The sequence below is a fragment of the Aeromonas bestiarum genome, assembly GCF_000819745.1.
In the GTDB taxonomy this organism is placed as follows: domain Bacteria; phylum Pseudomonadota; class Gammaproteobacteria; order Enterobacterales; family Aeromonadaceae; genus Aeromonas; species Aeromonas bestiarum.
Genome location: NZ_CDDA01000023.1, coordinates 100,320 through 126,803, shown reverse-complemented (window position 1 = coordinate 126,803; position 26,484 = coordinate 100,320). Strand labels below are relative to the sequence as shown.

At 61.5% G+C, this 26,484-nt stretch carries 19 protein-coding genes; 11 read left to right on the top strand and 8 right to left on the bottom strand.

The window, feature by feature from the left end:
* On the bottom strand, positions 1–1,002 hold a 1,002-nt coding region (locus BN1118_RS12640; protein WP_043556407.1), incomplete at its 3' end, for a vWA domain-containing protein.
* Entirely contained in the window at positions 1,003–1,845 is an 843-nt protein-coding gene (locus BN1118_RS12635) for an AAA family ATPase (RefSeq protein WP_043556404.1), read from the bottom strand.
* A 167-nt stretch (positions 1,846–2,012) separates the two neighbouring features.
* On the opposite strand from BN1118_RS12635, the gene cysK reads away from it, so the two are divergent.
* The 4 genes from cysK (at position 2,013) to crr (ending at position 6,006) form a co-directional block, all read left to right on the top strand.
* Positions 2,013–2,981 carry a cysteine synthase A gene (gene cysK / locus BN1118_RS12630; RefSeq protein ID WP_042871008.1) on the top strand — a complete coding sequence of 323 codons (969 nt, stop codon included), beginning with the start codon at positions 2,013–2,015 and terminating at the stop codon, positions 2,979–2,981.
* A gap of 442 nt (positions 2,982–3,423) precedes the next feature.
* Positions 3,424–3,681, top strand: a complete 258-nt coding sequence (locus BN1118_RS12625; protein ID WP_005303128.1) for an HPr family phosphocarrier protein — start codon at positions 3,424–3,426, stop codon at positions 3,679–3,681.
* 44 nt (positions 3,682–3,725) lie between these two features.
* A complete protein-coding gene (gene ptsI, locus BN1118_RS12620) occupies positions 3,726–5,453 on the top strand; it encodes a phosphoenolpyruvate-protein phosphotransferase PtsI (protein ID WP_021139119.1) in 1,728 nt (575 codons plus the stop codon).
* 43 nt (positions 5,454–5,496) lie between these two features.
* Entirely contained in the window at positions 5,497–6,006 is a 510-nt protein-coding gene (gene crr / locus BN1118_RS12615; protein WP_042871003.1) for a PTS glucose transporter subunit IIA, read from the top strand.
* Positions 6,007–6,096: 90 nt separating this feature from the next.
* Here the strand turns inward: crr and BN1118_RS12610 are convergent, their stop codons facing one another.
* Together BN1118_RS12610 and BN1118_RS12605 are read right to left on the bottom strand one after the other, a co-directional pair.
* Positions 6,097–7,065: a sensor domain-containing diguanylate cyclase gene (locus BN1118_RS12610; protein ID WP_378040308.1), complete on the bottom strand. Its 969-nt coding sequence runs from the start codon at positions 7,063–7,065 to the stop codon at positions 6,097–6,099.
* 56 nt (positions 7,066–7,121) lie between these two features.
* On the bottom strand, positions 7,122–7,940 hold the full coding sequence (locus BN1118_RS12605; protein WP_043556402.1) for a type 2 periplasmic-binding domain-containing protein: 819 nt from the start codon (positions 7,938–7,940) through the stop codon (positions 7,122–7,124).
* A gap of 229 nt (positions 7,941–8,169) precedes the next feature.
* Between BN1118_RS12605 and BN1118_RS12600 the strand changes: the two genes are divergently transcribed.
* Positions 8,170–8,715: a cytochrome b gene (locus tag BN1118_RS12600; protein ID WP_043138013.1), complete on the top strand. Its 546-nt coding sequence runs from the start codon at positions 8,170–8,172 to the stop codon at positions 8,713–8,715.
* A 72-nt stretch (positions 8,716–8,787) separates the two neighbouring features.
* On the opposite strand, the gene BN1118_RS12595 is transcribed toward BN1118_RS12600, so the two are convergent.
* The 3 genes from BN1118_RS12595 to BN1118_RS12585 form a co-directional block, all read right to left on the bottom strand.
* Complete coding sequence (locus BN1118_RS12595; protein ID WP_043556401.1) at positions 8,788–12,546, bottom strand: AAA family ATPase; 3,759 nt, start codon at positions 12,544–12,546, stop codon at positions 8,788–8,790.
* Positions 12,543–13,769 (bottom strand): exonuclease SbcCD subunit D C-terminal domain-containing protein, encoded by a 1,227-nt coding sequence (locus tag BN1118_RS12590; RefSeq protein WP_043556399.1) that lies wholly within the window; start codon positions 13,767–13,769, stop codon positions 12,543–12,545. The genes BN1118_RS12595 and BN1118_RS12590 overlap by 4 nt, the downstream gene beginning before the upstream one ends.
* Before the next feature lie 105 nt (positions 13,770–13,874).
* Entirely contained in the window at positions 13,875–14,303 is a 429-nt protein-coding gene (locus tag BN1118_RS12585) for a GNAT family N-acetyltransferase (protein WP_043556397.1), read from the bottom strand.
* 180 nt (positions 14,304–14,483) lie between these two features.
* On the opposite strand from BN1118_RS12585, the gene rdgC reads away from it, so the two are divergent.
* The 4 genes from rdgC to BN1118_RS12565 all read left to right on the top strand — a co-directional run bounded on the left by rdgC (position 14,484) and on the right by BN1118_RS12565 (position 20,973).
* On the top strand, positions 14,484–15,395 hold the full coding sequence (gene rdgC, locus BN1118_RS12580) for a recombination-associated protein RdgC (RefSeq protein WP_042870993.1): 912 nt from the start codon (positions 14,484–14,486) through the stop codon (positions 15,393–15,395).
* Positions 15,396–15,575: 180 nt separating this feature from the next.
* A complete protein-coding gene (gene ggt, locus BN1118_RS12575; RefSeq protein ID WP_043556396.1) occupies positions 15,576–17,357 on the top strand; it encodes a gamma-glutamyltransferase in 1,782 nt (593 codons plus the stop codon).
* A gap of 385 nt (positions 17,358–17,742) precedes the next feature.
* Positions 17,743–19,386, top strand: a complete 1,644-nt coding sequence (gene ybaL / locus BN1118_RS12570) for a YbaL family putative K(+) efflux transporter (RefSeq protein WP_043556395.1) — start codon at positions 17,743–17,745, stop codon at positions 19,384–19,386.
* 405 nt (positions 19,387–19,791) lie between these two features.
* The gene (locus BN1118_RS12565) at positions 19,792–20,973 is read left to right on the top strand and encodes a M28 family metallopeptidase (protein WP_043556393.1); all 1,182 of its coding nucleotides are present in this window, start codon (positions 19,792–19,794) and stop codon (positions 20,971–20,973) included.
* A gap of 70 nt (positions 20,974–21,043) precedes the next feature.
* Here BN1118_RS12565 and BN1118_RS12560 read toward each other — a convergent pair whose 3' ends face one another.
* Positions 21,044–21,265 (bottom strand): hypothetical protein, encoded by a 222-nt coding sequence (locus tag BN1118_RS12560; RefSeq protein WP_378040303.1) that lies wholly within the window; start codon positions 21,263–21,265, stop codon positions 21,044–21,046.
* Positions 21,266–21,565: 300 nt separating this feature from the next.
* Between BN1118_RS12560 and pykF the strand changes: the two genes are divergently transcribed.
* Positions 21,566–22,978 carry a pyruvate kinase PykF gene (gene pykF / locus BN1118_RS12555; RefSeq protein WP_042870985.1) on the top strand — a complete coding sequence of 471 codons (1,413 nt, stop codon included), beginning with the start codon at positions 21,566–21,568 and terminating at the stop codon, positions 22,976–22,978.
* 147 nt (positions 22,979–23,125) lie between these two features.
* On the top strand, positions 23,126–26,446 hold the full coding sequence (mscK, locus tag BN1118_RS12550) for a mechanosensitive channel MscK (RefSeq protein WP_043556392.1): 3,321 nt from the start codon (positions 23,126–23,128) through the stop codon (positions 26,444–26,446).
* The last annotated feature ends 38 nt before the right edge of the window (positions 26,447–26,484 follow it).

Sequence of the window (26,484 nt, the reverse complement as noted above, 5' to 3'; positions counted from 1 at the left end):
GAGCCACACCTGACCCGCCTCCTCGTTCCAGTACTCGACACTGCCACCGGGCCAGGTGATCTCATAGGGGCCCATCTTGGCGTCCCCCACCAAGATCACCCTGTAGTCGCTGCCGTAGGTGCGCAGCAGCCGCAAGGTATCAAAACGCTCCTCGGCCCGGCGGTTGTTGTCCTGCCAGACGAAGTCGTAGAGACAATTGTGAAAATAGAAGTACTCCAGATGCTTGAACTCGTGGCGCAGCGCCGAGAAGAGCCGCTGCACCTCGGCCACGTGGGCATCCATGGAGCCCCCCACATCGAAGAACACCAGCAGCTTGACGCCGTTGTGGCGCTCCGGCCTCAGCTTCACATCGAGCCAGCCCTGACGGGCCGTGCTCTGGATGGTGCCGTCGAGATCCAGCTCGTCCGGGCTGCCCTGGCGCACCCAGCGCCTGAGCTTGCGCAGCGCCAGCTGGATGGCACGCTGCCCCAGCGGCGAGTCGTCGCTGAAGTTGCGATAGTGACGCGCCTCCCACACCTTGGCCGCCTTGCCATGCTGGCCCTCTCCCCCCATGCGGATCCCTTCCGGGTGAAAACCGCCGTGGCCGAACGGGCTGCTGCCCCCCGTACCCACCCACTTGTTGCCGCCGGCGTGGCGCTCTTTCTGTTCGCTCAAGCGCTGGTTGAGGGTCTCCAGCAGCTTGTCGAGCCCGCCTAAGGATTGCAGCAGCGCTTTTTCCTCCGGACTAAGCAGCCGCTCGAACTCCTGGCGCAGCCACTCATCCGGCAGGCTCTCGGGCAACAGGGGAGAGGCCTGCAGGCCGTCGTAATACTCGGCAAAGGCGCGATCGAAGCGATCGTAATGGGCCTCGTCTTTCACCAGCAGACAGCGGGAGAGCTGGTAGAAGTCGTTCATGTCGACCGTGGCAAGCCCGGCCGACAAGGCCCCGTGCAGATCCAGCAATTCGCGCAGGCTGCAGGGCAGCTTGTGACGGCGCAGATGGCTGAAAAAGTCGATCAGCATTCAGCTACCGCGACGCGCCAGGAAGGCGAGTTTTTCGAACAGGTGCAGGTCCTGCTCTGTCTTGAGCAGGGCGCCATAGAGGGCAGGCACCAGCTTGCCAGGCTCACGGGTGCGCATCGCCTCGGGGGAGATGTCGTCGGCCAGCAGCAGCCGGATCCAGTCCAGCAGCTCGGAGGTGGATGGCTTCTTGCGCAGCCCGTCCACGCCCCGCAGCTCGAAGAAGAGCGCCATGGCTTCGTCCAGCAGCGCCGCTTTCAGGTTCGGATAGTGCAGATTGACGATGGCCTGCATCTCGGCCTTGTCGGGGAAACGGATGTAGTGAAAGAAGCAGCGGCGCAGGAAGGCGTCCGGCAGCTCTTTTTCATTGTTGGAGGTGATGATGACCACGGGGCGCAGGCGTGCCTTGATCCGCTCGCCGGTCTCATAGACGTCAAACTCCATCCGATCCAGCTCCAGCAGCAGGTCATTGGGGAATTCGATATCCGCCTTGTCGATCTCGTCGATCAGCAGCACGGGTCGCTGCTCGGCGGTGAAGGCCTGCCACAGCTTGCCCTGGCGAATGTAGTGGCTTATGTCCCCCACTCGCGGATCGCCGAGCTGGGAGTCGCGCAGCCGCGCCACGGCATCATACTCATACAGCCCCTGCTGGGCCTTGGTGGTGGATTTGATATGCCAAGCGATCAGCTGGGTACCGAGCGAACCGGCCACGGCTTCGGCCAGCTCCGTCTTGCCTGTGCCGGGTTCACCTTTGATCAGTAACGGTTTTTCCAGCACTATTGCCGCATTGACCGCCATCTTCAGCGCCTCTGAGGCGAGATAGCGATCGCTTCCTGCAAATCCCATAACGTCCATTCCTTTGACGACAAGAGACCTTTTTGAGATCGAGGCCTCAGTAAGAAAGAATAAGCTCTATATCTTGTAATAACATATTGTTATAACAAATCGTCACTTCTCATTCAGAAACCACAGGGTAATCTTGTTTCATCGCCGTAACAAACAGGGATAGCACCATGAGCAAAATTTTTGAGGACAACAGCCAGACCATAGGTCACACCCCGCTGGTTCGACTCAACCGTGTTACCAAGGGCCGCGTACTGGCCAAGATTGAGAGCCGTAACCCGAGCTTCAGCGTCAAGTGCCGCATCGGCGCCAACCTGATCTGGGATGCCGAGAAACGCGGCGTCCTGACCAAGGGCAAGGAGATCATCGAACCCACCAGCGGTAACACGGGTATTGCTCTGGCTTTCGTGGCCGCCGCTCGCGGCTATCCCATCACCTTGACCATGCCCGCCACCATGAGCCTGGAGCGCCGCAAACTGCTCAAGGCGCTCGGCGCCAATCTGGTGCTGACCGAAGGGCCGCTGGGCATGAAGGGCGCCATCGCCAAGGCCAACGAGATCCTCGAATCCGAGCCGGGCAAATATGTCCTGCTGCAACAGTTTGAAAACCCCGCCAACCCGGAAATCCACGAGAAGACCACGGGCCCCGAGATCTGGGATGCCACCGACGGTCAGGTGGATGTGTTCGTGGCGGGCGTCGGCACGGGTGGCACCATTACCGGTGTCTCCCGCTATCTGAAACAGACCAAGGGCAAGGCCGTGGTCTCGGTGGCCGTCGAGCCGAGCGAATCTCCCGTGATCAGCCAGCGTCTGGCCGGTCTCGAAATCAAGCCGGGCCCTCACAAGATCCAGGGCATTGGCGCCGGTTTCATCCCGGGCAACCTGGACCTGACCCTGCTGGACCGCGTCGAGCAGGTAAGCAGCGATGATGCCATCGAGATGGCCCGTCGCCTGATGGAAGAGGAAGGGATCCTGGCCGGGATAAGCTCGGGGGCCGCCGTCGTGGCCGCCGCTCGCCTGGCCGAGTTGCCGGAATTTGCCGACAAGACCATAGTCGTCATACTGCCGAGCGCCGCCGAGCGTTACCTCTCCAGCGCCCTGTTTGCCGGGGTGTTCAGCGAGCAGGAACTGCAGCAATAGGTGATCGGATTCTTTCAAAACAACGGCGCTCCCAGGAGCGCCGTTTCTTTATGAGCTAGACTGAGCACTTGGCAGCGCCACTCGGCCCCTTATTTTTTGGGGTAAAATAACAAGCTGGTGGGCGACAAAAAAAGCAGACATTCCGTGATAAATCTCATATCCTGTGCGGCGTCACGAGGTGTTTGCCGACTAGGTATCACAAAGTAACAAAGTGTTATTTTTCGTTATAAAATAATTTCAAGCCAGTATTTATGCGGCTTGTAGCGCGATAACGGAAAAGAGTTTGGGCAGACACCGAATACTGCACAGAAAATTGACCTGGATTAAACCATTGCAGGTCTGATTTCGTTACTTTACAACATATCCATACTGACACGGTGAGATAAGGAAGCGTCAAAAGCATCCATCTCTCCAAAAAATATCAATAATATGGGGTGAAACCATGTACGAGAAGTCTGTTGTTATCACTGCTGAAAACGGTCTGCACACCCGTCCGGCAGCTCAGTTCGTGAAAGAAGCCAAAGAATTCCAAAGCGAGATCACTGTGGTCTCCGGTGGCAAATCCGCCAGCGCCAAGAGCCTGTTCAAGCTGCAGACCCTGGGCCTGACCAAAGGCACCAACGTGACCATCCAGGCCGACGGCCCGGACGCTCAGAAAGCCGTTGAGAAGCTGGTTGCCCTGATGGACGAGCTGGAGTAATCCAGCTTTACTCCTCCCCCACAGTCGTTTTAATAGGAAGGATTATGATATCTGGCATTCTTGCGTCCCCCGGTATCGCATTCGGTAAGGCGCTTCTTCTGAAAGAAGATGAAATCGTTATCAATCAGGGCAAGATTTCTGCTGACCAGATTGACGCCGAGATCAACCGCTTCCTCGAAGCCCGCACCAAGTCAGCTGCCCAGCTGGAAGCCATCAAAGCCATGGCTGGTCGCACCTTCGGTGAGGAAAAAGAGGCCATCTTCGAAGGCCACATCATGCTGCTCGAAGATGAGGAGCTGGAAGGGGATATCAGATCCTTCATCAAAGACAACAAGGCCACCGCTGATAAGGCCGTCTACGAGGTCATCGAGCAATACGCCAAGATGATGGCCGATCTGGACGATCCCTACCTGCGCGAGCGCGCCACCGACTTCCGTGACATCGGAACCCGTCTGGTGAAGAACGTGCTGGGCATCGCCGTTGTCAACCTGAGCACCATAGACGAAGAGGTCATCCTGGTCGCCAAAGACCTGACCCCGTCCGAAACTGCCCAGATCAACCTGAAATATGTGCTGGGTTTCGTTACCGACATCGGTGGCCGTACCTCTCACACCTCCATCATGGCGCGCTCCCTGGAGCTGCCGGCCATAGTGGGCACCAACGACATCACCGAGCGCGTCAACAATGGCGAGATGCTGATACTGGATGCAATCAACAACCAGATCATCATCAACCCGACCGCCGAGCAGCTGACTGAAGCCAAGCAGTTCCAGGCCCAGTTCCAGGCCGAGAAGGACGAGCTGGCCAAGCTGAAAGACCTGCCTGCCATCACCCTCGATGGTCATCAGGTCGAAGTCTGCGCCAACATAGGTACCGTCAAGGATACCGAGGGTGCCATCCGCAATGGCGCCGAAGGCGTGGGTCTGTACCGCACCGAGTTCCTGTTCATGGACCGTGATGCGCTGCCGACCGAAGATGAGCAGTTCAAGGCCTACAAAGAAGTGGCAGAGGCCATGCCGGATCAGCCGATCATAGTCCGTACCATGGACATTGGCGGCGACAAAGAACTGCCTTACATGAATTTCCCGAAAGAGATGAACCCCTTCCTGGGCTGGCGTGCCGTGCGTATTTTCTTCGATCGCGAAGACATCATGCATGCCCAGCTGCGGGCCATACTGCGTGCGTCTGCCTTCGGCAAACTGCGCATCATGTTCCCGATGATCATCTCCGTCGAAGAGTTCCGTAGCCTGAAGGCCACCGTAGAGAAGCTGAAAGCCGAACTGCGCACCGAAGGCAAAGCCTTTGATGAATCCATCGAAGTGGGTATCATGATCGAGACTCCGGCTGCTGCCGTGATGGCTCATCATCTGGCTAAAGAAGTGGATTTCTTCAGTATCGGTACCAACGACCTGACCCAGTACACTCTGGCAGTCGACCGTGGTAACGAGATGATCTCCGCCATGTACAACCCGCTGTCACCCTCCGTCCTGACGCTGATCAAGATGGTTATCGACGCTTCCCATGACAATGGCAAGTGGACCGGTATGTGTGGTGAGCTGGCTGGTGACGAACGCGCCACACTGCTGCTGCTGGGTATGGGTCTGGATGAGTTCTCCATGAGTTCCATCTCTGTACCGCGTATCAAGAAGCTTATCCGCAACACCAACTTCGAAGATGTGAAGGCAATGGCTGACCAGGCTCTGAGCTATGCAACCGCCGCCGAAATCGAAGCCTGTGTAGATAACTTTATTAAGCAGAAGGCAGTCTGCTAAGATCGGCTGCAAACAGCGACAATCATCTCTAGGAGCTTTTACTATGGGTCTGTTTGATAAACTGAAGAAACTGGTTTCCGACGATAGCTCTGATACCGGCGGCATCGAAATTTTTGCCCCGCTGTCAGGGGAAATCGTGCCGATCGAAGATGTGCCTGACGTTGTCTTCGCCGAGAAGATTGTCGGCGACGGTATCGCCATCAAGCCGGCTGGCAACAAGATGGTTGCACCGTGCGATGGCACCATCGGCAAGATCTTCGAGACCAACCATGCGTTCTCGCTGGAATCCGACTCAGGTATCGAGCTGTTCGTTCACTTCGGTATCGACACCGTTGAACTGAAAGGTGAAGGCTTCAAGCGCATCGCTCAGGAAGGTCAGAAGGTCAAGCGCGGTGATACCATCATCGAGTTCGATCTGGCCATCCTGGAAGCGAAAGCCAAGTCTACCCTGACGCCTGTGGTCATCTCCAACATGGACGAGATCAAAGAGCTGATCAAGATGACTGGCGCCGTGACCGTGGGCGAGACCCCGGTGATCCGCATCAAGAAATAATGCGCTCTGGCTGGTGCCAGTGACTGCAACAAAAAACCGAAGCCAAGCGCTTCGGTTTTTTTATGGGCCGTGCTGACCATTGACGCCGGGCTAGGTCTTGCCAAATACCACCCGATTGCGCCCCTGCGCCTTGGCCTGATACAGGGCCCGATCGGCCACCAGCAACAGGTTGTCCAGGCTCTGCCCGGCAGCCAGGGTGGCGCAGCCAAAACTCATCGTCAGCGAGAAATGGTGATGGTGCCAACTCATGGGGCTGGCAGACAACAGCTGACGCAGCTGCTCCGCCCTGGCAAGCACCCGCGAGGCGTCCGCTCCCGGCAGGATCAGCAGGAACTCCTCCCCTCCCCAGCGGGCCAGACACTCGGCCCCCTGCAGCTGCTCTTCCATGATGCGGGCAACGCCACACAGGGCAGCATCCCCGGCGGGATGGCCATACCTGTCGTTGACCTGCTTGAAGTGATCGATATCGCACAGGATCACCGAGAACATGTGGCCCTGCAGCCAGAGCGCCTGCAACTGCTGCTCGGCACCGCGCCGGTTGCCGAGCTCTGTCAGCGGGTCGGTACAGGAGAGGTGACTCACCTCCTCTATCATGCAGTGCAGATCGTGAATGTCGCGAAACGTCACTATGTGCCAGCCGGGCATGGCATCGGCAGTAAGCTGGGCCGTGATGGTAAACCAGCGCCGCTGGCCATTCTTGCAGTGGATTCGGGTAGACATCTCCGCCACGGCAGAGCCATTGGCCAGGCTGGTCATGACAACCTGATTCCAGTCCTGGATGGCCTGGGTTCTGCTCTGCTCGTCGTGATACACAGTCGCAAACCAGGCGGTCATGTCGGGCAGATCGGCCAGGGTGTAACCCAGTTGCGCCGAGAAGGCCTGGTTCACAAACCTGTGATGACGCACGGGGATGTCCGACAGCGTGGTCGGTATGGTGCCAAGGGTGTCACCACAAATCGCTTCCGAAATGAGGATTGGAAACGGGATCACGTCAAAGGATCGAAACAGGATCTGCTGCAATTCGGTCAATATCGCCGACTCGGATATGTTCAAGGCCATTCCCTTACCAATATTTCACTCAAAAGTAAGTGAGTCTGCCGACTCGGTAAACTGGATCATGGCGTCGTTCGGACCGCCCTGGTCGCAGCGCTTTCTCCCGGCTGCCACTCCTGATAGGGACCATGGATGCCGGAGTAGATCTGGCCCAGCTGGCCGGTGGCCCTGAGCCTTTCGATGGACTGCGTCAGGAAGCGGTCCACCGCGTCGCCTCTCTCTCCCTTGGGGATGATGAACACATCGTCAAACTCGCCAAAATAGACTCGATGGATATTGGTCAGCCCCATCTTCTTGAGGGCAAAATCCGCCTCCTCCTGCGCCCAGAGGAAGGCATCGATACGGCCCCTGCTCAGCTTGCCGAGGGACTGATCGATAGAGAGGGAACGCTTGACCGAGAAGGGCCAGAAGTCGCTCACCCCCTCGATGAGCAGATCGCGCTTGGTGTACTCGTAACCGAGCACCATGGCCGGAGTGATGGGAGCTGCGCTGTTGCTGTAGAGCACATGGGTCACCTTACCGAAGGTCACCGAGCTGAAGCGATAGGGCAGCATGGACTCGTCGATATAGGGATTGCGCAGGGCGGGCAGATTGAAGTCCGCCTCCCCCACCACCACGCTGCGCGTCGCACGCGACATGGGGTAGACCATCACGCTCACCTCGACCCCGTCATCCAGCGCGGCTATGGCCTTGACCAAGTCGACGAAGGGGCCGCTCCCATCGGAATCTATGAGCCCAGGCAAGAGCCCCAGATAGGCGGAAAAGTGCGATGGATGCTCAGGCTCTGCCGCAGAGAGGCGATCGCTGCCACTGCCAGCCACACCAAGCAGAATTGCGCCCAGCATGAGCAGCAGCGCAGCGCCCAACCCAAGATGTTTCATGACCAGATCCTCATCAGCACTGCCGTTACCAGAAGCATAGCCCTGCGCAGAGAGGAGCCTCGCCGGGCACCGCCTGAGAGATGAGAATAAAATGTTAAAAAGTTATCGAGATCAAAGTTTGGTCGAACAGGACTTGTAACATGGAGATGGATGCAAGGAGGTCCGGGCACAGGAAGCAGCCCGGATGAATAAAAAGTGATGCAATGAGCGCCCAGAGAAGGACATGAACATGTTGAAGAATACCGAACAACGTTACGGCAGCCTGAGTATCGGCCTGCACTGGCTGACCCTGCTGCTGATGATCGCCGTCTACGCCCTGATGGAATTCAGGGACATCTTTCCCAAGGGCTCGGCCGGGCGCGATCTGATGAAGGAGTTTCACTTCATGGCGGGCTTGCTGATCCTGGCACTGGTCGTGGCGCGGTTGCTGGTGCGTTTCAGCAGCCCTTCACCCCGCATAGTGCCCGAACAGTCTCCCCTGATGCTCAAGCTGGCTCAGCTCGCCCATCTGGCGCTGTATGGTTTTCTGATCCTCACCCCGCTGCTGGGCTGGCTGCTGCTGAGCGCAGGCGGCAAGCCCATCCCCTTCTTCGGGTTCGAACTGCCCGCCCTGATTGCGCCGGATGATGGCGTGAAGGGAACGATAAAGGAGCTGCACGAGACGCTGGCCAACATAGGCTATGCCCTGATCGCCCTGCACGCCGTGGCCGCCATCTATCATCACCATGTGCTCAAGGACAACACACTGACCAATATGTTGCCCGAGCGGAAATAAGCACATGTCTTGAACACGCCAACAAAAAGGCCCCTTTGACAGGGGCCTTTTGCCATGGCTGAAACATCACCATCAGGGCAGCACCACCCGGCTCTCGCCGCCGCCGAGGGCCTCGACCCGGATCTGCACGCCGATCCGCTCCACCAGGGTCTGCACGTGGGAGATGACGCCTATCTGGCGGCCGGCCGCCTGCAGCGAGTCCAGGCTGGAGAGCGCGAGATCCAGGCTGTCCGGATCCAGGGTGCCGAAGCCCTCGTCGATAAACAGCGACTCGACCTGGGTCTGGCGCGACGAGAGGCTGGAGAGGGCCAGCGCCAGCGCCAGCGACACCAGAAAGCTCTCGCCACCTGAGAGGGAGTCCACGGATCGCACCTCATCCCCCATGTCGAGATCCACCACCTGCAGCGCCAGATCCGTGCCGGGTACCCGCTCCAGCCGGTAGCGCGGCGACAGCTCGCCGAGCTGGGCATTGGCCTCCAACAATAGACGTTCGAGGGTGAGGCTCTGGGCGAAGGTGCGCAGCTTGGCGCCGCTGGCGGAGCCGACAAGCTCGGACAGCTGCTGCCAGTGATCCGCTACCGCCTGCTGGCGGCCCAGCTCCTCTTGCAGGGAGCCCGCCTTGAGGGCAGCCGCCTCGGCCTGGGCCAGGGTGCTCTTGCACTGGAACAGTTGCTCTTCCAGCTCGCGGCAATGGGCCTCGCTGGCCCCCAGGCGCAGGCCAAGCTCCTGTGCAGAGAGGGCGGTCAGCTCGCCGTGATGTTCGCGATAACGCGCCAGCTTGACCTCCTCCAACGCCAGCGCCCGCTGGCGCTCGGCCAGCCGGGTGCGAGCCTCGGCCAGGGCGTCGTCCAGCTGCTGCAAGGCGACACGGCGAGCCTTGAGCTCATCCGGCCCCATGGCCAGCAGTCGCCGCAGATCATATTCGGCGATGCCCAGGGTGCTGGCGTGCGCCGCCCAGCGTCCCAGCACCTCGCGCTGGCGACGGCTGCTCACCTGCTTGTCCTGCTCAAGGTGAGCCAGTCTGGTCTTGAGCTCGGTCTGTTTCTCCCGGGCAATCCGCAAGGCGGCCACCGCCTCCTCGAGCTGGTTGGCGGCATGCGACAACCGTTGTTGCCATTCGCCTTCGACCTCGGCGACAGGGCGGCCTCCGAGGCAGGCCTCGCGGCTGGCGAGCAAGCCCTGGCGCTGCAACTCTGCCTCCTTGTAGTCGCGCTCCAGCTTGTGCAGCAACGCGTTCTGGCTCTGCACCCGCGCCTCCTGCGCGCTCACGCCCGGCGTCAGGCTGGCGAGTTCACTGCCAAGCTGCTCCCACTCGCGCTGCCCCTGCAGATAGGCCTCGCAGGTCTGCTGCCATTCGAGCCACTGCCGGCTGCCGAGCCACTGACGCCAGGGTTCGGCCCCCATCTGTTCATCGAGTCGAGCCTCCCCCTGCAGCAGGCGCTGGCGCAGTGCGGCCTCCTGCTCGGCCAGCGCCTTGAGCTCGGCCTCCCACTCTATCTTCTGCCGCTCGGCCTCCTGCCACTGCTGTTCGAACTGCTGATGACGGGCAGTCAACTGGGTCAGCTGATTGCGCAGCCCCATCAACAGCTGTTGCCCCTGTTGGGCCTGCTGCAGTTGGCGCTGGCCGGCCACCAGACCCAGCTCCAGGGTCTCTCCCTGTGCCAAGAGATTCGCCAGCAGATCCGCCCACTCCGCCGGACTCTGGCGCAAGGGCAGTTCGTGCCCCAGCAGGGTATTGCCGCCCAGTTGCAACCAGCGCTGGGTCAGCTGTTCGGATCTCGCCTCAAGCTCAGGCTGGCGCTGCTGACGGGCAGCCAGCTGACGGGCCAATTCCACCCGCTCGCTCTCCCCCTGAATATGTTGATGATTGAGCCGCTCCCACTCCAGCTCCAGCTGACGGGCACGCTCGGCCAGTTGCGCCAGTATGCCGGCCACCTGCGGCTGGCTCTGGCTATAGGGGTGATCCTCGGCGCCGCAGAGCGGGCAGGGAGAGCCATCGCTGAGCACGTGACGATACTGCTCCAAGCTGGCCACGGCGCGAGCCTGCTCCAGGGCATGGCGCGCCTCGCCACGCTGGGTGGCGAGCCGTTCCAGCGCCGGCACCAGCTCATCGTGCTGACCGGCCAGGCGGTGCAGATGTTGCTCGAGCAGCGCCATCTCTTGCAGCAAGCGCTCCTGTTGCTCGCTGTGATTGCGGCCCGCCTCCGCCAGCTCCAGCAGTTGCCGTACCCGCGCCAGCTGCTCGGTCTGGGCCTGCCGCTGCTCCTGCGCCTTGGCGACCTGGCCGTCCCACTCCTGCGCCTGCAACTGATCGTGCTGCTGTTGCAGCCGCGTGCGCTCCTGCAGCCAGTAATCCCGCTCCTGCTGACCCTGCTCCAGCCGGCTGTTGAGATCCCGCAGGGCATGGCCCTTGTGCTCACGACTCTGCAGCAGATGTTGCAGCTGATCCCGACCCTCGGCCCAATCCTGCATGGCCGCCAGCAAGGGTTGCCACTGGCGCGCCAGGGGTGCCAGCGCCTTGCGCTCATCCAGCCAGAGTGCCCATTGCTGGCGGCGGGTCTCGAGTGCCTGCACCCGGCTCGCCTGCTGTTGCCACTCCTGCTGCAGCGCCAGTTGCAGGGTGCGCGCCTGCGCCCCCTGCTGCTGGACATCCTGCAACAGGCTGCCCTTCTCCCTGATGCGGGTATCCAGCTCCTGCGCCCGCTTGAGCTCGGGTTGCAGCGCCCCCCATTCACGCTCGGCGGCTATCTTGTCGGCCAGCAGTTGCTGCTCGCGCAGCGCGGCCTGTTGCTGTGCCAGTTCAACCTGTGACAATTCGGGCCCCAACTGGCCGATAAGCTGCTCCTGCTGTTGCACCTCCAGGGTGAGGCGCGCCAGCTCGTCGTGATCGGCGCGGGCCACCTGGGCCTGCTCGGCGCGGGCAAACTCCTCCCGCTCGGGCGCTGCCTGGGCGTGAGCCGCTTCGGCAGCGGCCAGTGCCGCCTGCCCCTCCTGACAGGCCAGCAACTGGGCGGCGATGCGATCGTTGAGATCGCGCAAGTCCTGCAACAACTGGCGCTGCTGCTGCTCGTGCTTGAGGCCGGTAGAGAGGCTCAACTGTTGGGTGACCCACTGCTCGCGGGTCGCCTCGTCCATCAGCGCCACGTCGCCGAGCCGTTGCCCTATGGCGGCCAATTTTTGCTGCTCCTCCCGCGCCCGCTCATGGGTCTGGATGGAGATGGCGGAATAGAGCTCTGTGCCCGTCATGCGCTCGAGCAGGGCGGATCGCTCGTCGGCACTCGATTTCAGGAAGGCGGCAAACTCCCCCTGGGGCAGGATCACGGCGCGGCGGAACTGCTCCCAGGAGAGCCCCACCAGCTCGTCGATGCGATCCTGCAGCTCCCGCTTGCTGCCGGAGAAGACCTGGCCGCTCGCCACGTCGGTCAGGCTGCGCTCCTGAGTCTGAAAGCGCCCCTCGGAGCGGTTGCGGGCCCGGCGCACCGCCCAGCGCGCCAGCCAGATGCGACCGTCACAGCCGCGAAACTGCACCTCGGCACAGCCGCTGGCGTGGCCGCGGCTGAGGATGTTTCTCACATCATTGGCGGTTAACTTTTCTTTTTCGTCTTCATCCGCTCGACCAATTTTCTCAACATTCTTGCGGTTGGCGATAAAGCGTGGCATCTCGTCGTACAGCGCCAGACAGATGGCATCGAGCAAGGTGCTCTTGCCCGCGCCCGTGTTGCCCGTGATGGCAAACAGACCGGCGGCGCCGAGCGCCCCCCTGGTAAAGTCGATGGTGAAGGCCCCGGTCAGACTGGCCAGGTTCTCACCGCTGAGGGACAGGATCTTCATGCGCCGGACTCCTTCACCTGTTGCAATATCTCTTCAAACGAGGCCACCAGTTCGGCCCCGGGTTCACCGTCAAACTGGCGCTGATAGCAGAGCCGAAACACCTCCGTGGGGGAGAGCTCATCCAGCCTGCGCTGGTTCTGGCCATCGGCCAGCCCCTGCCCGGATCCCAGATAACGGGTGCTGATGCGGGCCAGGCGCACCGGCTTGCCGGCCATGGCCGCCAGAATGCGCTCGCGGATGCGGGCCTCAGGTCTGGGCAACAATAGTCGCACTTCGAGGAAGGGCTGTGCTTCTTGTTGGCAAGCGGGTAGCGCCAGCGCCTCGATGGCCTTGAGCGCCCCTTCCAGTTCGCTCTCTGGCAGCCGGATCATCTCCACCGCGCGGGGCACAGGGAGCCGCTCCAGCCCCACCAATTGGCCCCCCTCAAACGTCACTTCCAGCACCTGATGGTTGTAGTTGGCCTCGGCGAGCGAGAGCGGCAACGGCGAGCCGCTGTAGTGCACGCCGGGGGCCGGGCTCTGGGCCAGATGCAGGTGCCCGAGCGCCGTGTAGTCGGCGGCGACGAAGATGTCGGCGGGCAGGGCGTGCTGGTTGCCACCCAGCACCCGCCGCTCGGAGAGTTCGGAGAGCTGGCCCGCCGCCAGATAGGCGTGGCCCATGGCGATCAGCGCCTGATCGGGTTCACAGCGTGCACGACCGGCACTCAGCACCTCTTCATAGACCTGACGAACCCCCTCGATCAGCCGATCCTGCCCCTCTTCAAGCTGCTCGACCCTCAGGTCGCTGCTGCGCAGGAAGGGGACGGCGGCGCACCAGGCGGCTATCTTGCCCTCCCTGTCTTGCAGCGGCACCAGCAGGCGATCTGTCTCAAGCCTGCCATCACAGTCCCGGCTGATGCTGCCCACCAGATGCAGGTCGAAGGCCCGCAGCAGCTCGTGGGGCGCATCCAGCTTGGAGGGAGAGTCGTGATTGCCGCCGATCAGCACCATGTTGAGGCGGGGCATCTCGGCCCGCAGCCTCGCCAGGAAGCGATAGAGCTGCTGCCAGGCGCTGGCGGGAGGGTTGGCGGTGTCGAACAGATCGCCCGCCACCAGCAGGGCGTCGATCTGCCGCTGCTTGATGGTGTCGGTCAACCAGTCGAGAAAGGCGTCGTGTTCGAAACGGCGTTCATGGCCATGGAGTTGGTGGCCAAGGTGCCAGTCGGCTGTGTGCAGGATCTTCATGAGAAAACGGCTCGAAATGGAGGAGCGGTGCCCACGGCACCCAATGCAGACAAGATGAGGATACGCCACCCTTTTTTCAAGCAAAACAGGCCGGTGGCGTCAGATTCAGGCGGGCTCGCAACACATCTTGTACTGGGGATGGCCGGTGAGGGGATCGAACTCCTCCCCCTCGATCACGAAGCCGTGGCGGCGGTAGAAGCGCACCGCCTGATCGTTTTCCACGAACACCCGCGCATGCAGCCTGGCCCCCTGCGACTTGGCCTCCTGCAGCAGGGCATGGCCCACGCCGCGTCCCTGCCGGTCGGGGCGCACGAACAGGGCGGCGAGGTAGTCATCCACCAGCGCCATGAAGCCGAGCAGCTCGCCGCGCTCCTCGAATACCCAGATGCGGGCGTGGTCGAGATAGCGGGTGCGCAGATCTTCCTGGGCCTGCCACCAGCAGGAGGCATCGACGAAATCGTGGGCCTGCAGGGAGGCCAGCAACCAGATTTCGACGATCTCTTCCATGTCCTCTGACCGACTCGGCCTCAACATATCTGCATCCTTGTTAACAACTTGAACACCCGCAGTCTAGGGGAGTTTGATGACAGGGTTGGGGGCGAACATGGCTCCCTGTGAACTCGATCGCCCTTTATTTAGCGAGAATGATTGGCTGATCACAAAGCGCCTCTCTAGTACAATGCCCGCCGGACAATCTATGAGACCGAGGACGCCATGTGGTTTAAAAACCTGCAGATTTATCGCTTTACCCGCCCCTTTGACCTGACAGTGGATCAGCTGGAAACCCAGCTCGAGGCCTGCGCCTTCACCCCTTGTGGCAGTCAGGACATCTCCCGGTTCGGTTGGGTCAAGCCCCTTGGCAAATTCGGCTCGACCCTGACCCACTCGGCCGCTGGCCACATCCTGCTCTGTGCCCGCAAGGAAGAGAAGATGCTGCCGGGCTCCGTCGTCAAGGAGATGCTGGCGGAGAAGGTAGAAGCGATCGAATTCGAGCAGGGCCGCGCCCTCAAGAAGAAAGAGAAGGAAGCGCTGAAGGAGGAGATACTCCACACCCTGCTGCCCCGTGCCTTCAGTCGTACCAGCCAGACCTTCGCCTGGATCAATCCGGCCGACAATCTGATGGTGGTGGACGCGGGCTCCGCCAAGAAGGCGGACGATCTGCTGGCCCTGCTGCGCAAGAGCATAGGCACCCTGCCCGTGGTACCCGTGGCCCTCAAGAACCCGCCCGAGATCACCATGACCGAGTGGCTGAGCGAGGGCAATCTGCCCGCCTCCTTCGCGCTGGAAGACGAAGCCGAGCTGCGCAGTGCCATGGAGCACGGCGGCATCATCCGCTGCAAGCAGCAGGATCTGATGACCGACGAGATCAAGAACCACCTGGCCAACGACAAGCTGGTGACCAAGCTGGCCCTAAACTGGGGCGAGACCCTGAGCTTCGTGCTGGGAGACGACATCTCCATCAAGCGCCTCAAGTTCAGCGAAGAGCTGCGCGAGCAGAACGACGACGTGACCAGCGAAGATCCCGCCGCCCGTCTGGACGCCGACTTCGCCCTGGTGACCGCCGAGCTGGCCCAGTTCATCCCGGCGCTGTTTGCCGCCCTGGGTGGCGAAGAGCAGTCCATCTAGCCCGGCCTGCCTCACCAAATTGCAAAAACCGCCCCAGGGCGGTTTTTTTATGGCCGGCGCTGACGGATGGGGCCTATTGATAAATGAGTAAGGCATTGATCCTGTTCAACAACTTGAGTAACTAGTGCCAATCGTGACATAGTCGCCCCTCATGGTCATAAAACAGACAAGGAGAGTGTCATGTTGCTCAAACCCCTGGGGCTGACCCTTGCCCTCGCCCTGCTGGCCGGTTGCGCCAGTGACAAGGGCTTTCACTATGCCCCGCCGCCCCAGACCCTGCTCGCCCCCGAGGCGGCCAGCGGCTGGACCGACAAACAGGGCTGGCAGGGCCATGACTTCATGGTGGCGGCCGCCAACCCGCTGGCGGTGGATGCGGGCTACCAGATCATCCGGGCGGGTGGCAGCGCCGTGGATGCCGCCATCGCTGTGCAACTGGTGCTGACCCTGGTGGAGCCGCAATCCTCCGGCATCGGCGGTGGCTCCCTGCTGCTGGTGTGGGATGGAAGCAAGGTTGCGGCTGTGGATGGTCGCGAGACGGCCCCTGCCGCCGCCACGGATCAGCTGTTCATGAAGGATGGCAAGCCCATGGCCTTCTATGACGGCGTGGTGGGTGGCCGCTCGGTGGGCGCGCCGGGCACGGTACGGGCACTGGCGCTGGCCCATCAGCGCTATGGCAAGCTGCCCTGGGCCACGCTGTTCGAGCCCGCCATCACGCTCGCGGAGCAGGGTTTTGTGATAAGCCCGCGGCTGGCCACCCTGCTGGCAAAAGATCCCTACCTCGCCAGGGACCCGGATGCCCGCGCCTACTTCTATCTGCCGGATGGCACACCCAGGCCCGCCGGCAGCACGCTCACCAACCCGGCGCTGGCCAAGGTGCTGCGCACCCTGGCCACACAGGGGGCGGATGCCTTCTATCAGGGACCGCTGGCCCAGGCCATGGTGGCCAAGGTGCGCCAGCATCCCACCAATCCCGGCGTGCTGGCGGCGGTGGATCTGGCCAGCTACCAGACCAAGCTGCGGGACGGTCTCTGCTTTGACTATCGCCAGAGCCAGATCTGCGGCTTTCCCACCCCCTCCTCCGGCACCATAGCCCTGGGCCAGATCTTCGGCATGCTGGAGAGCCGCAACATGGCGGCCCTCAAGCCGATCGCCACGACGGAAGGGGGACTGGCCGCATCAAGCGAGGCCATCCATCTCTACAGCGAGGCGGCGCGGCTCGCCTTCGCCGATCGCAACCAGTATGTGGCGGATGGCGATCTTGTCAGCGTGCCGGTGAAGGGTCTGCTGGACAAGGGCTATCTGGCCGAGCGGGGCAAGCTTATCGGCAAGCGTTCCATGGGCCTGGCCCAACCGGGCACGCCGCCGCTGGCACTGGCTCGCGGCAAGGATGCTACCCCCGAGCTGCCCTCCACCAGCCACGTCTCCATCGTCGACAAGGCGGGCATGGCGGTCTCCATGACCAGTTCCATCGAGGATGGCTTCGGTTCACGGCTGATGGTCAACGGCTACCTGCTCAACAACCAGCTCACCGATTTTTCCTTCACCTCGCTGGATGCCGCCGGTCTGCCGGTGGCGAACCGGGTAGCGCCCGGCAAACGGCCGCGATCCTCCATGTCCCCCCTGCTGGTGTTTGACAAGCACAGTGGCGAGCTCGAAATGAGCCTGGGCTCTCCGGGGGGCTCCGCCATCATCAACTACGTGGGCAAGACGCTGCTCGGCACCCAGGATTGGGGGCTGAACCTGCAGCAGGCCATCAACCTGCCCAACTTCGGCAGCCGCAACGGCCCCACCGAGCTGGAGGCGGGACGCACCCCCGAGGCAGTGGTCGAGGGGCTCAAGGCGAGGGGACACGAGGTGGTGCTGAGCGAGCAGACCTCGGGCCTGCAGGGGGTCGAGCGCAATGCCGGCGGCTGGTTCGGCGCCGCCGATCCGAGACGCGAGGGGATTGCCAAGGGCGAATAAGTGCCCGCGTCTCTGCAACAAGGCGACCTCAGGGTCGCCTTGTTGCTTGTTGCGCCCTGGCGCCGCCCCGGGGCGCACACTTGCAGACCAAAATCATCGCAGATTAATTACTCCTGCCAACAAAATGGAGAAAGGCGCCCCTTCCCCCCCTGCATTTCGATACTTATGCACTTTTAATCGCAAATAAGCGTTAAAATGTGGATAAATATTGCCTTTAGGCAAAGAATGTATTATTTTTCAACAGAAACGACAACTGTTGTCCCCAATATCCAGTGTTTGTCGCGGCCAACATCTGTCTCTTTCGCCCCCTGCTCATTGACAGCTGCCCTCTTCATCCCGCGCGGTGATCTGGTAGCCCCCTGACTGCCATTAGCGAGGTGACGACATGGACCACTCCCTTCCCCTGATTACCACCCTGGTTGGCGGCTTCGTGCTCGCCTACGTGCTCGGCATGCTTGCCCATCGCCTCAAGATCTCGCCCATGGTGGGTTATCTGGCGGCCGGGGTCATCTCGGGCCCCTTCACGCCTGGCTATGTGGCCGACATGGCGCTGGTGCCCGAGCTGGCGGAGCTGGGCGTTATCCTGTTGATGTTCGGGGTGGGCCTGCACTTCTCCTTCAGCGACCTGATGTCGGTGAAGAAGATCGCCATTCCGGGCGCCATCGTCCAGATAGCGGTCGCCACCTTGCTCGGCATGGGGCTCTCCTCCCTTATGGGGTGGGATCTCACCGCCGGCCTGATGTTCGGCCTCGCCCTCTCCACCGCCAGTACAGTGGTGCTGCTGCGGGCGCTGGAGAGCCGCCAGAATCTGGAGACCCTGCAGGGGCGCATCGCCATCGGCTGGCTCATCGTCGAGGATCTGGTGATGGTGCTGGCGCTGGTGATGCTGCCCATACTCGCCAATATCCAGCACGGCGATCAGAGCATGAGCTGGCAGAGCATAACGCTGGATCTGGGCTGGACCCTCGGCAAGGTCGCCCTGTTCGTGGCGCTGATGATGGTGGTGGGCAGCCGCTTCATCCCCTGGTTGCTGGCTCACACCGCCAGCACGGGCTCCCGCGAGCTGTTCACCCTGGCGGTATTGACCGGCTCCCTCGGCATCGCCTTCGGCGCGGTCAAGCTGTTCGGCGTCTCCTTCGCCCTCGGCGCCTTCTTCGCCGGCATCGTCATGAACAGCTCCGAGCTGAGCCATCGCGCCGCCAACAACACCTTGCCGCTGCAGGATGCCTTCGCCGTGCTCTTCTTCGTCTCTGTGGGCATGCTGTTCAACCCCGCTGTGCTGCTGACGGATCCGCTGGCGGTGCTGGCTACCCTGTTCATCATCATGTTCGGCAAGTCGGTGGCGGCCTACGCCATAGTGCGGCTGTTTCGCTACAGCCAGCGCACCGCGCTCACCATCTCCGCCAGCCTGGCCCAGATTGGCGAGTTCTCCTTCATCCTGATAGGTCTCGCCATCGTGCTCAAGCTGGTGCCGGAAGCGGCCCGGGATCTGATCCTGGTGGGTGCCAGCCTCTCCATCATGCTCAATCCACTGGTGTTCAACGCCGTCGAGCGCTACCTGGAGAAGCACCCGGATGCCGACAACACCCAGGCGCTGGCCGAGTGCAAGTGCCCGGCCGTCGAGATGAAGGAGCACACTGTGCTGGTGGGCTTTGGCCGGGTCGGCCGCCTGCTGGTGGAAGGGCTGCAAGCCGCCGAGCGGCCGCTGGTGGTGATAGAGCAGGATCCGCACCGGCTGGAGAGCCTGCACCAGGCCGGGATCCCTCATATCAATGGCAACGTGGCGAACGATGAGGTGCTGTGTCGCGCCGCCATCGCCGATGCCAGCTGGCTGCTGGTGGCCATCCCCAACAGCTTCGAGGCCGGCGAGGCCATCGCCCAGGCCAGGCTGATCAATCCGGCCATCCGGGTCATAGCCCGCGCCCACAGCGATGACGAGGTCAACTTCCTCACCCGGCAGGGGGCAGACAAGGTGATCATGGGGGAGCGGGAAATAGCGCTCGGCATGCTGGCCGAAACCACGGGCTGACCGCCATTGGCACGGAGCAAACCGACAGAGAGGGGCCCCAGGCCCCTTTCGTTTGGGCCGCGCGCAGCGGCCAGCCCCAGCCCCCAGCCCCCAGCCCCCAGCGATAGTGGCGCAATATCGCCGACATGGCACACTTTGGGTCCCTGCGTCAGCCCCCCAGCCGGGGCACAATGGCCAGGGCACGGCAACCAGACTGCCACTCCCCTTCTCATCAGCACAAAGCGCTGACCAGCCCGGCCCAACCCCCCGGGTAAACAGCAGATCCTGCAGTGACCCCCACCGGATGGGGCAGCCAGCCCGCCAGATGGGCAGATCCGGCGTGCACTCCCCTGACTAGACTGGGCAGGTCGTCTTATGACACCCACTTATGTCATTCATCTGTCACGCTACCCGGAAGGATCCGATATGAAACCCTTGCTGACCGCCCTCTTGCTGCCCCTGCTGCCCCTCGCCGTGCAGGCCGCCGACCCCGTCTGGATCACGGTCGGAGCCGACAGCGGCGTCGAACTCAAGCAGGTCAAGGCCAAGCTGGCCCCCCTGTTCAGTGCCAGCGGCGCCCCCGTCCAGCTGGCTCAGGTCGAGGCGAGCGAGCTCGGCACCCTCTCCCACCTGATGCACGAAGGCCATCAGCGCTGCGGCGGCTATGTGGTGCACAGCACCCTGGCCGACGCCCTGCAGAGCATGGCCCAGCCCCTTAGCCAGAACCTGTTCAGCGCACCGCCGCTGACCCAGGGCGGCAGCGTCAACCGACTGCTGCCCTATCTGGATCAGGGCAACATAGTCGGCACCATCAGCAAGCTCGCCAGCTGGCGCAACCGCTACTACACCACCACCACAGGGGTGCAATCCGCCGACTGGGTGGCCAGCCAGTGGCAGGGCCTGAGTGCAACCCTGCCCTGGGCCAGCGTCAGTCGGGTCAAGCACAGTGGCTACCCGCAGCAATCCGTGGTGCTGACCCTCAAGGGCAGCCGCTATCCGGATGAGGTGGTGGTGATCGGCGGTCATCTCGACTCCACCGCAGGCTCGGCCCCCAACAGCCGCACCCTGGCCCCCGGCGCCGACGATGACGCCTCCGGCATCGCCACCCTGACCGAGGTGCTGAGGGTCATCGCCGAGCAGGGTCGCCAACCGGAGCGCACCCTGCAATTTATCGGCTATGCGGCGGAAGAGGTGGGCCTGCGCGGCTCCAAGGACATCGCCAGTCGCTACAAGGCGGCCAACACCAAGGTACTGGCGGCGTTGCAGCTGGACATGACCAACTACCAGGGCTCTGCCGAGGACATCGTCTTCATGACCGACTACACGGACCAGGGACTGACCGGCTATCTCGCCCAGTTGATCGATGCCTACCTGCCGCAGATAAGCTATGGCTATGACAGCTGCGGCTACGGCTGCTCGGATCACGCCTCCTGGCACAATCAGGGCTATCCCGCCGCCATGCCGTTCGAGTCGCGCTTCAACGACTACAACCCCAACATCCACACGGCGCAGGATACCCTGTCAAATTCGGACGCCTCCGCCGGTCACGCCCTCAAGTTTGCCCAGCTGGCCACCAGCTTCGCCATCGAGATGGGCAAGATCAACTGAGCCAGACACCGTTGAAAACAGGATAAAAAGAGAGGGAGGCTTGGCCTCCCTCTCTTTTAACGTCTCCCGTTCAGTGCGGCCCGTGTTGCCAGCCGTGCAGGCTGTCCTGGCGCAGCTGCCGCCAGGCATCACGGGAGAGGCCGGGTTCGCTGGCCGCCAGCATCTGCTGCAATTCGACAAGCTCAAGGGCGCTGGCAGCCCGCGGGGCAGGATCGTCTGGCCAGCAGGCGGCAGGCAGTGCCTGTATAACCAGCAGGGCGAGGGAGAGTATCAACAGATAGGGCGTCATCATGGGGCTCTCATGTTCCGTCACCGGGTCTATTCTTGTCGGGACTGATGACGGCTTGATGACAGGGTGGGATCGTCATTTTACAACATCTGACGAGGCAGACCGGCGCTTGGATGCATATGGCAACATTTGTGCCAAATCTGCGCGGACCAGTTAATTTATGCCCTAAAAAGTAGCCGGGAGGAAAACGTTATCCCTGAAAAGAAAACGTTATCTGGTCAAAACGTTGTTTCTGGATCATAAAAAGTATCCAAAAACTGGTGTATATTGCACGGCGGAAACTCCTTAACCATGAAGACTGACATGAAAAAGACCAAAATCGTCTGCACCATCGGTCCCAAGACCGAATCCAAAGAAATGCTGGCTAAAATGCTGGATGCCGGCATGAACGTCATGCGCCTGAACTTCTCCCACGGCGACTACGCCGAGCACGGCGGTCGTATCAACAACCTGCGCGCTGTCATGGCCGAAACCGGCAAGCACGCAGCTATCCTGCTTGACACCAAGGGTCCGGAAATCCGTACCATCAAGCTGGAAGGCGGCAACGACGTTGCTCTGGTCGCTGGCCAGACCTTCACCTTCACCACAGACCAGACTGTGGTTGGCAATAAAGACAAAGTGGCCGTGACCTATGCTGGTTTCGCCAACGACCTGCGTGTCGGCAACCGCATCCTGGTGGATGACGGCCTGATCGGTCTGGACGTGATCGAAATCACCGAGCGTGAAGTTGTCTGTAAAGTGCTGAACAACGGTGATCTGGGCGAGAACAAGGGCATCAACCTGCCGGGCGTCTCCATCAAGCTGCCGGCCCTGGCCGAGAAAGACAAGCGCGACCTCATCTTCGGTTGCGAGCAAGGCGTTGATTTCGTTGCTGCTTCCTTCATTCGCAAGAAAGAAGACGTGCTGGAAATCCGTGAGCACCTGAAGGCCCACGGTGGCGAGAACATCCAGATCATCTCCAAGATCGAAAACCAGGAAGGCCTGGACAACTTCGACGAGATCCTGGCTGTCTCCGACGGCATCATGGTTGCACGTGGCGACATGGGCGTGGAAATTCCGGTTGAAGAAGTGATCTTCGCCCAGAAGATGATCATCACCAAGTGCAACAAGGCACGTAAAGTGGTTATCACCGCCACCCAGATGCTGGATTCCATGATCAAGAACCCGCGTCCGACCCGCGCCGAAGCTGGCGACGTGGCCAACGCCATCCTGGACGGTACCGACGCAGTCATGCTGTCCGGTGAATCCGCCAAGGGCAAGTACCCGCTGGAAGCCGTGACCATCATGGCCACCATCTGCGAGCGTACCGATGCCGTGATGCCGTCCAACCTGTCTGCTGCCAACGACAGCAACAAGCTGCGCATCACCGAAGCCGTATGTAAAGGCGCGGTCGAGACCTCCGAGAAGCTGGATGCCCCGCTGATCGTGGTTGCCACCGAAGGCGGCAAGTCTGCCAAGGCCATTCGCAAGTACTTCCCGCAAGCCTGGATCCTGGCCATCACCACCAACAAGAAGACAGCTGCCCAGCTGGTTCTGACCAAGGGTGTGATTGCTCACGTGGTTGACAGCATCGCCTCCACCGACGATTTCTATCGCATCGGCAAAGAAGCGGCGCTGGCCAGCGGCATGGGTCTGAAGGGTGACGTGGTCGTCATGGTTTCCGGTGCCCTGGTACCGAGCGGTACCACCAACACCGCCTCCGTTCACGTACTCTAATCCGTACCGAACCGATGAAACGGCGCCTGAAGGCGCCGTTTTTTTTATCTGCCCCCCTGCTTCCCGTTCAAGCCCGGTGTTAGAATCCACGCGGATTCAATCCAAGTGGGAAATTTCCCAACTATCGCGTAATAACCCGGAAGTTTTATGCTCTCAACACGCTTCAAAAGAGCCTCGGCCACCCTGTTGCCGCTGCTCTGCTTATTCATCAGCCTCTGCGTACCGCAAGCCATGGCGCAGGACGTGCCCCAAAGAGCCAGCGTACAGCGCGCGCTCGATGCCCTCGGCAAGTCAGACACCCTCACCGTCAGCCAGCAGGCCGACCAGAAGCTCCTGACCGAGACCCTCAGCCTGCTCGACAGCATCGAGAAGGAGCACGCCAAGGCCAAGAGCCAAACCCAACGCCTTCGCTCCCTGCCGGGTGAGCTCAGGGACATCAGCGCCAAACTCGATGCCCTGACCCAGAACAAGAGCGCCGAGCAGATCAAGAGCGAGTACGCCAGCATGAGCCTGGCGGAACTGGACAGCCGTCAACCGGAAGTGCTGGCCAACATGCAGGATGCCCAGGAAACCCTCGGCACCATAGGCAGCCAGCTCACCAGTCTGCAAACCCTGCCGGAGCGAGCCCAGACCAACATGAGCCGCGCCTATCAGCGCAGCCAGGAGATCCGCACCCGCCTCAACGTCGGTGACAGCGTCAGCAGTGCCGAGAAGATGAAGCTGGGCGCAGAACTGGCCTTGCTGGAGCTGCAACTGGCCAACCTGCAACAACAGCTGGATAACCGCACCAGCATGCAGGATCTGGCGGTCAAGCAACGGGACTACCAGAATGCCCGCCTCGCCAACGAGGAGCAGAAGCTGCAACTGCTGCAGGAGCAGAGCAGTGCCAAACGTCTGGGCGATACCGAAAAAACTGCCGAGCAGACAGGTGAACTGGTCGCCATCGACGATAACCCGCTGGTACAAAAAGAGCAGGAACTCAACCATCAGCTCAGCCAGCAACTGGTCAGCGCCACCACCAATCTCAACAATCTGGTGCAGAAGAACCTGCAAGCCAAGAGCTGGCTGGAACGCGGCACCCAGACAGAGCGCAACCTGAACGAACAGGTACAGATGCTCAAGGGCAACCTGCTGCTGTCGCGCATCCTCTATCAGCTCTACCAGCAGCTGGAGTCTTCCCCTTCCACTCTGGTCAAGAACCTGGAAGAGCAGATCGCCGACCTGCATCTGGCCCAGTTCGAACTGAGCCAGCAACGTGATCAACTGTTCCAGAAAACCCAGTATCTGGACAACCTGATCGCCAACAGCAGCGAGCAGGTCAGTGCAGAGGACAGAGCCAACCTCGCCACCCTGCTCGACACCCGCATCAGCCTGCTCGACCAGCTCAATCGTCAGCTCGACAGCCAGCTGACCAACGCCATCAGCCTGCAGCTGACCCAGCAGCAGCTGGCGCGGATCTACGCGTCCATCGAATTTACCCTGCAGCAACACATCTTCTGGGTCAGCAGCAACAAACCCATCGATATGAAGTGGTTCATCAACTGGCCAGCCCAGGCCTACAAGCAAGCCTCGGACTGGGTACTGAAGCCGGACTGGGACGGCTGGGGCGAGATGCTGCTGCCGGTGTCCCTGCTCGCCTTCCCGCTGCTGCTGGTGGGTGGCCTGCTGATCTGGAAGCGACCCTCCCTGCTCAATCGGCAGAAACGGATCAACAAGGATCTGGGACGTTTTCGCCAGGACAGCCAGTGGCACACACCACGTGCCCTGCTCTATACAGTGCTGCAACGCCTGCCGGGCAGCCTGTTCATACTGGCGGCCGGTCTTTGGCTCACTTACTGCGGCCTGCTCAGTCCCAAACTGATTTTCCAGATAACCCTCAACCTCGCCCTCGGTTATCTGGTGTTCAGCGTCTATCTGGCTGTGATGCGCCCGGGCGGCATTGCTGAATCGCACTTCCGCATGCCGAAGGCCGAGTTGCAGGCCAAGCGCACCAGCATGCGCTATCTGTGGCTGCCGCTGCTGCCGCTCATCATGCTCTCGACCAAGGCGGTGGTAGAGCCCTCGTCACTGGGCAACGATGTGGTCGGTCAGGCGCTGACCCTGCTGCTGCTGGGCCTCACCACCTATCTGGTGTTCCCCATCTCTCGCGCCATCATCAAGGGCGAGGGCAGCATGCAGCAGTCGATCACCGCGGGCGCCCTGGCGCTGGCGCCGGTGGCACTGATGGTGCTGGTCGGCCTGGGCTACTACTACACGGCGCTGAAACTGACCGGCCGTCTGGTGGAGTCCTTCTACCTGCTGATCATCTGGAGTCTGGTCTACCGCACCTCACTGCGTGGTCTGGAGCTGGCGGCTCGTCGCCTGGCCTACCGCCGCGCCGTCGCCAAACGTGAACACAGATCGGTGGAAGACGCGGAAGGTGGCGAGTCCATCGAAGAGCAGCCCATGGATCTGGAGGATGTCAGCCAGCAATCCCTGCGCTTGACCCGTACCGTGCTGCTGCTGGTATTCGGCGTCGCCTTCTACTGGCTCTGGTCTGATCTGGTGGCGGTCTTCTCCTACCTCGACAGCATGGTGCTGTGGCACCGCAGCGAAGGAACCGGCGCCAACGCCGTGCTCTTCCCAATCAGCCTGAGCGACGTGCTGATCGGCTTCCTCCTGCTCGGGGGCGCCTGGTCACTGGCCCGCAACCTGCCCGGTCTGCTGGAAGTGCTGGTGCTCTCCAAGTTGAACCTGGCCCAGGGTACCGCCTACGCCATCACCACCATGCTCAACTATGTACTGATCGGCTTTGGCTCCCTGACCGCCCTCTCCATGATGGGTGTACAGTGGGACAAGCTGCAGTGGGTAGCGGGTGGTCTGTCGGTCGGTATCGGTTTTGGCATGAAGGAGATCCTCTCCAACTTCGTCTCGGGCATCATCATACTGTTCGAGCGTCCGGTGCGGATCGGCGACACCGTCACCATTGGTCCCTTCTCCGGTACCGTCTCCAGGATCCGCATTCGCGCCACCACCCTGACCGACTTCGACCGCAAAGAGGTGATCATTCCCAACCAGCAGCTGATGACGGAGCGGCTGATCAACTGGTCCCTGAGCGATACCGTCACCCGGGTGATCGTGCGTGTGGGCGTGGCTTATGGCTCGGATCTGGAGCTGACTCGCACCCTGCTCAAACAGGCGGCGGACGAGAACAGCCGCGTGTTGAAAGACCCGGCCCCCATCGTCTATTTCCTCACCTTCGGCCCCAGCACCCTGGATCATGAGCTGCGCTTCTTCGTGAGCGAGCTCGGCGATCGCAACCCGGCCGTGGACGAGCTGAACCGCAAGATCGACGCCCTGTTCAAGGCGAACGGCATCGAGATCGCCTTCAACCAGATGGATGTCTACATCAAGAACATGAAGGGCGAAGAGCAGAAGGTGGAGCCCAGCTCCGCCGCTCTGCCGCCGCCGGGCCAGCAGCCCGCCTGATGCAGGACGACAACCAGTACCCAAGGCCCCGTGACGGG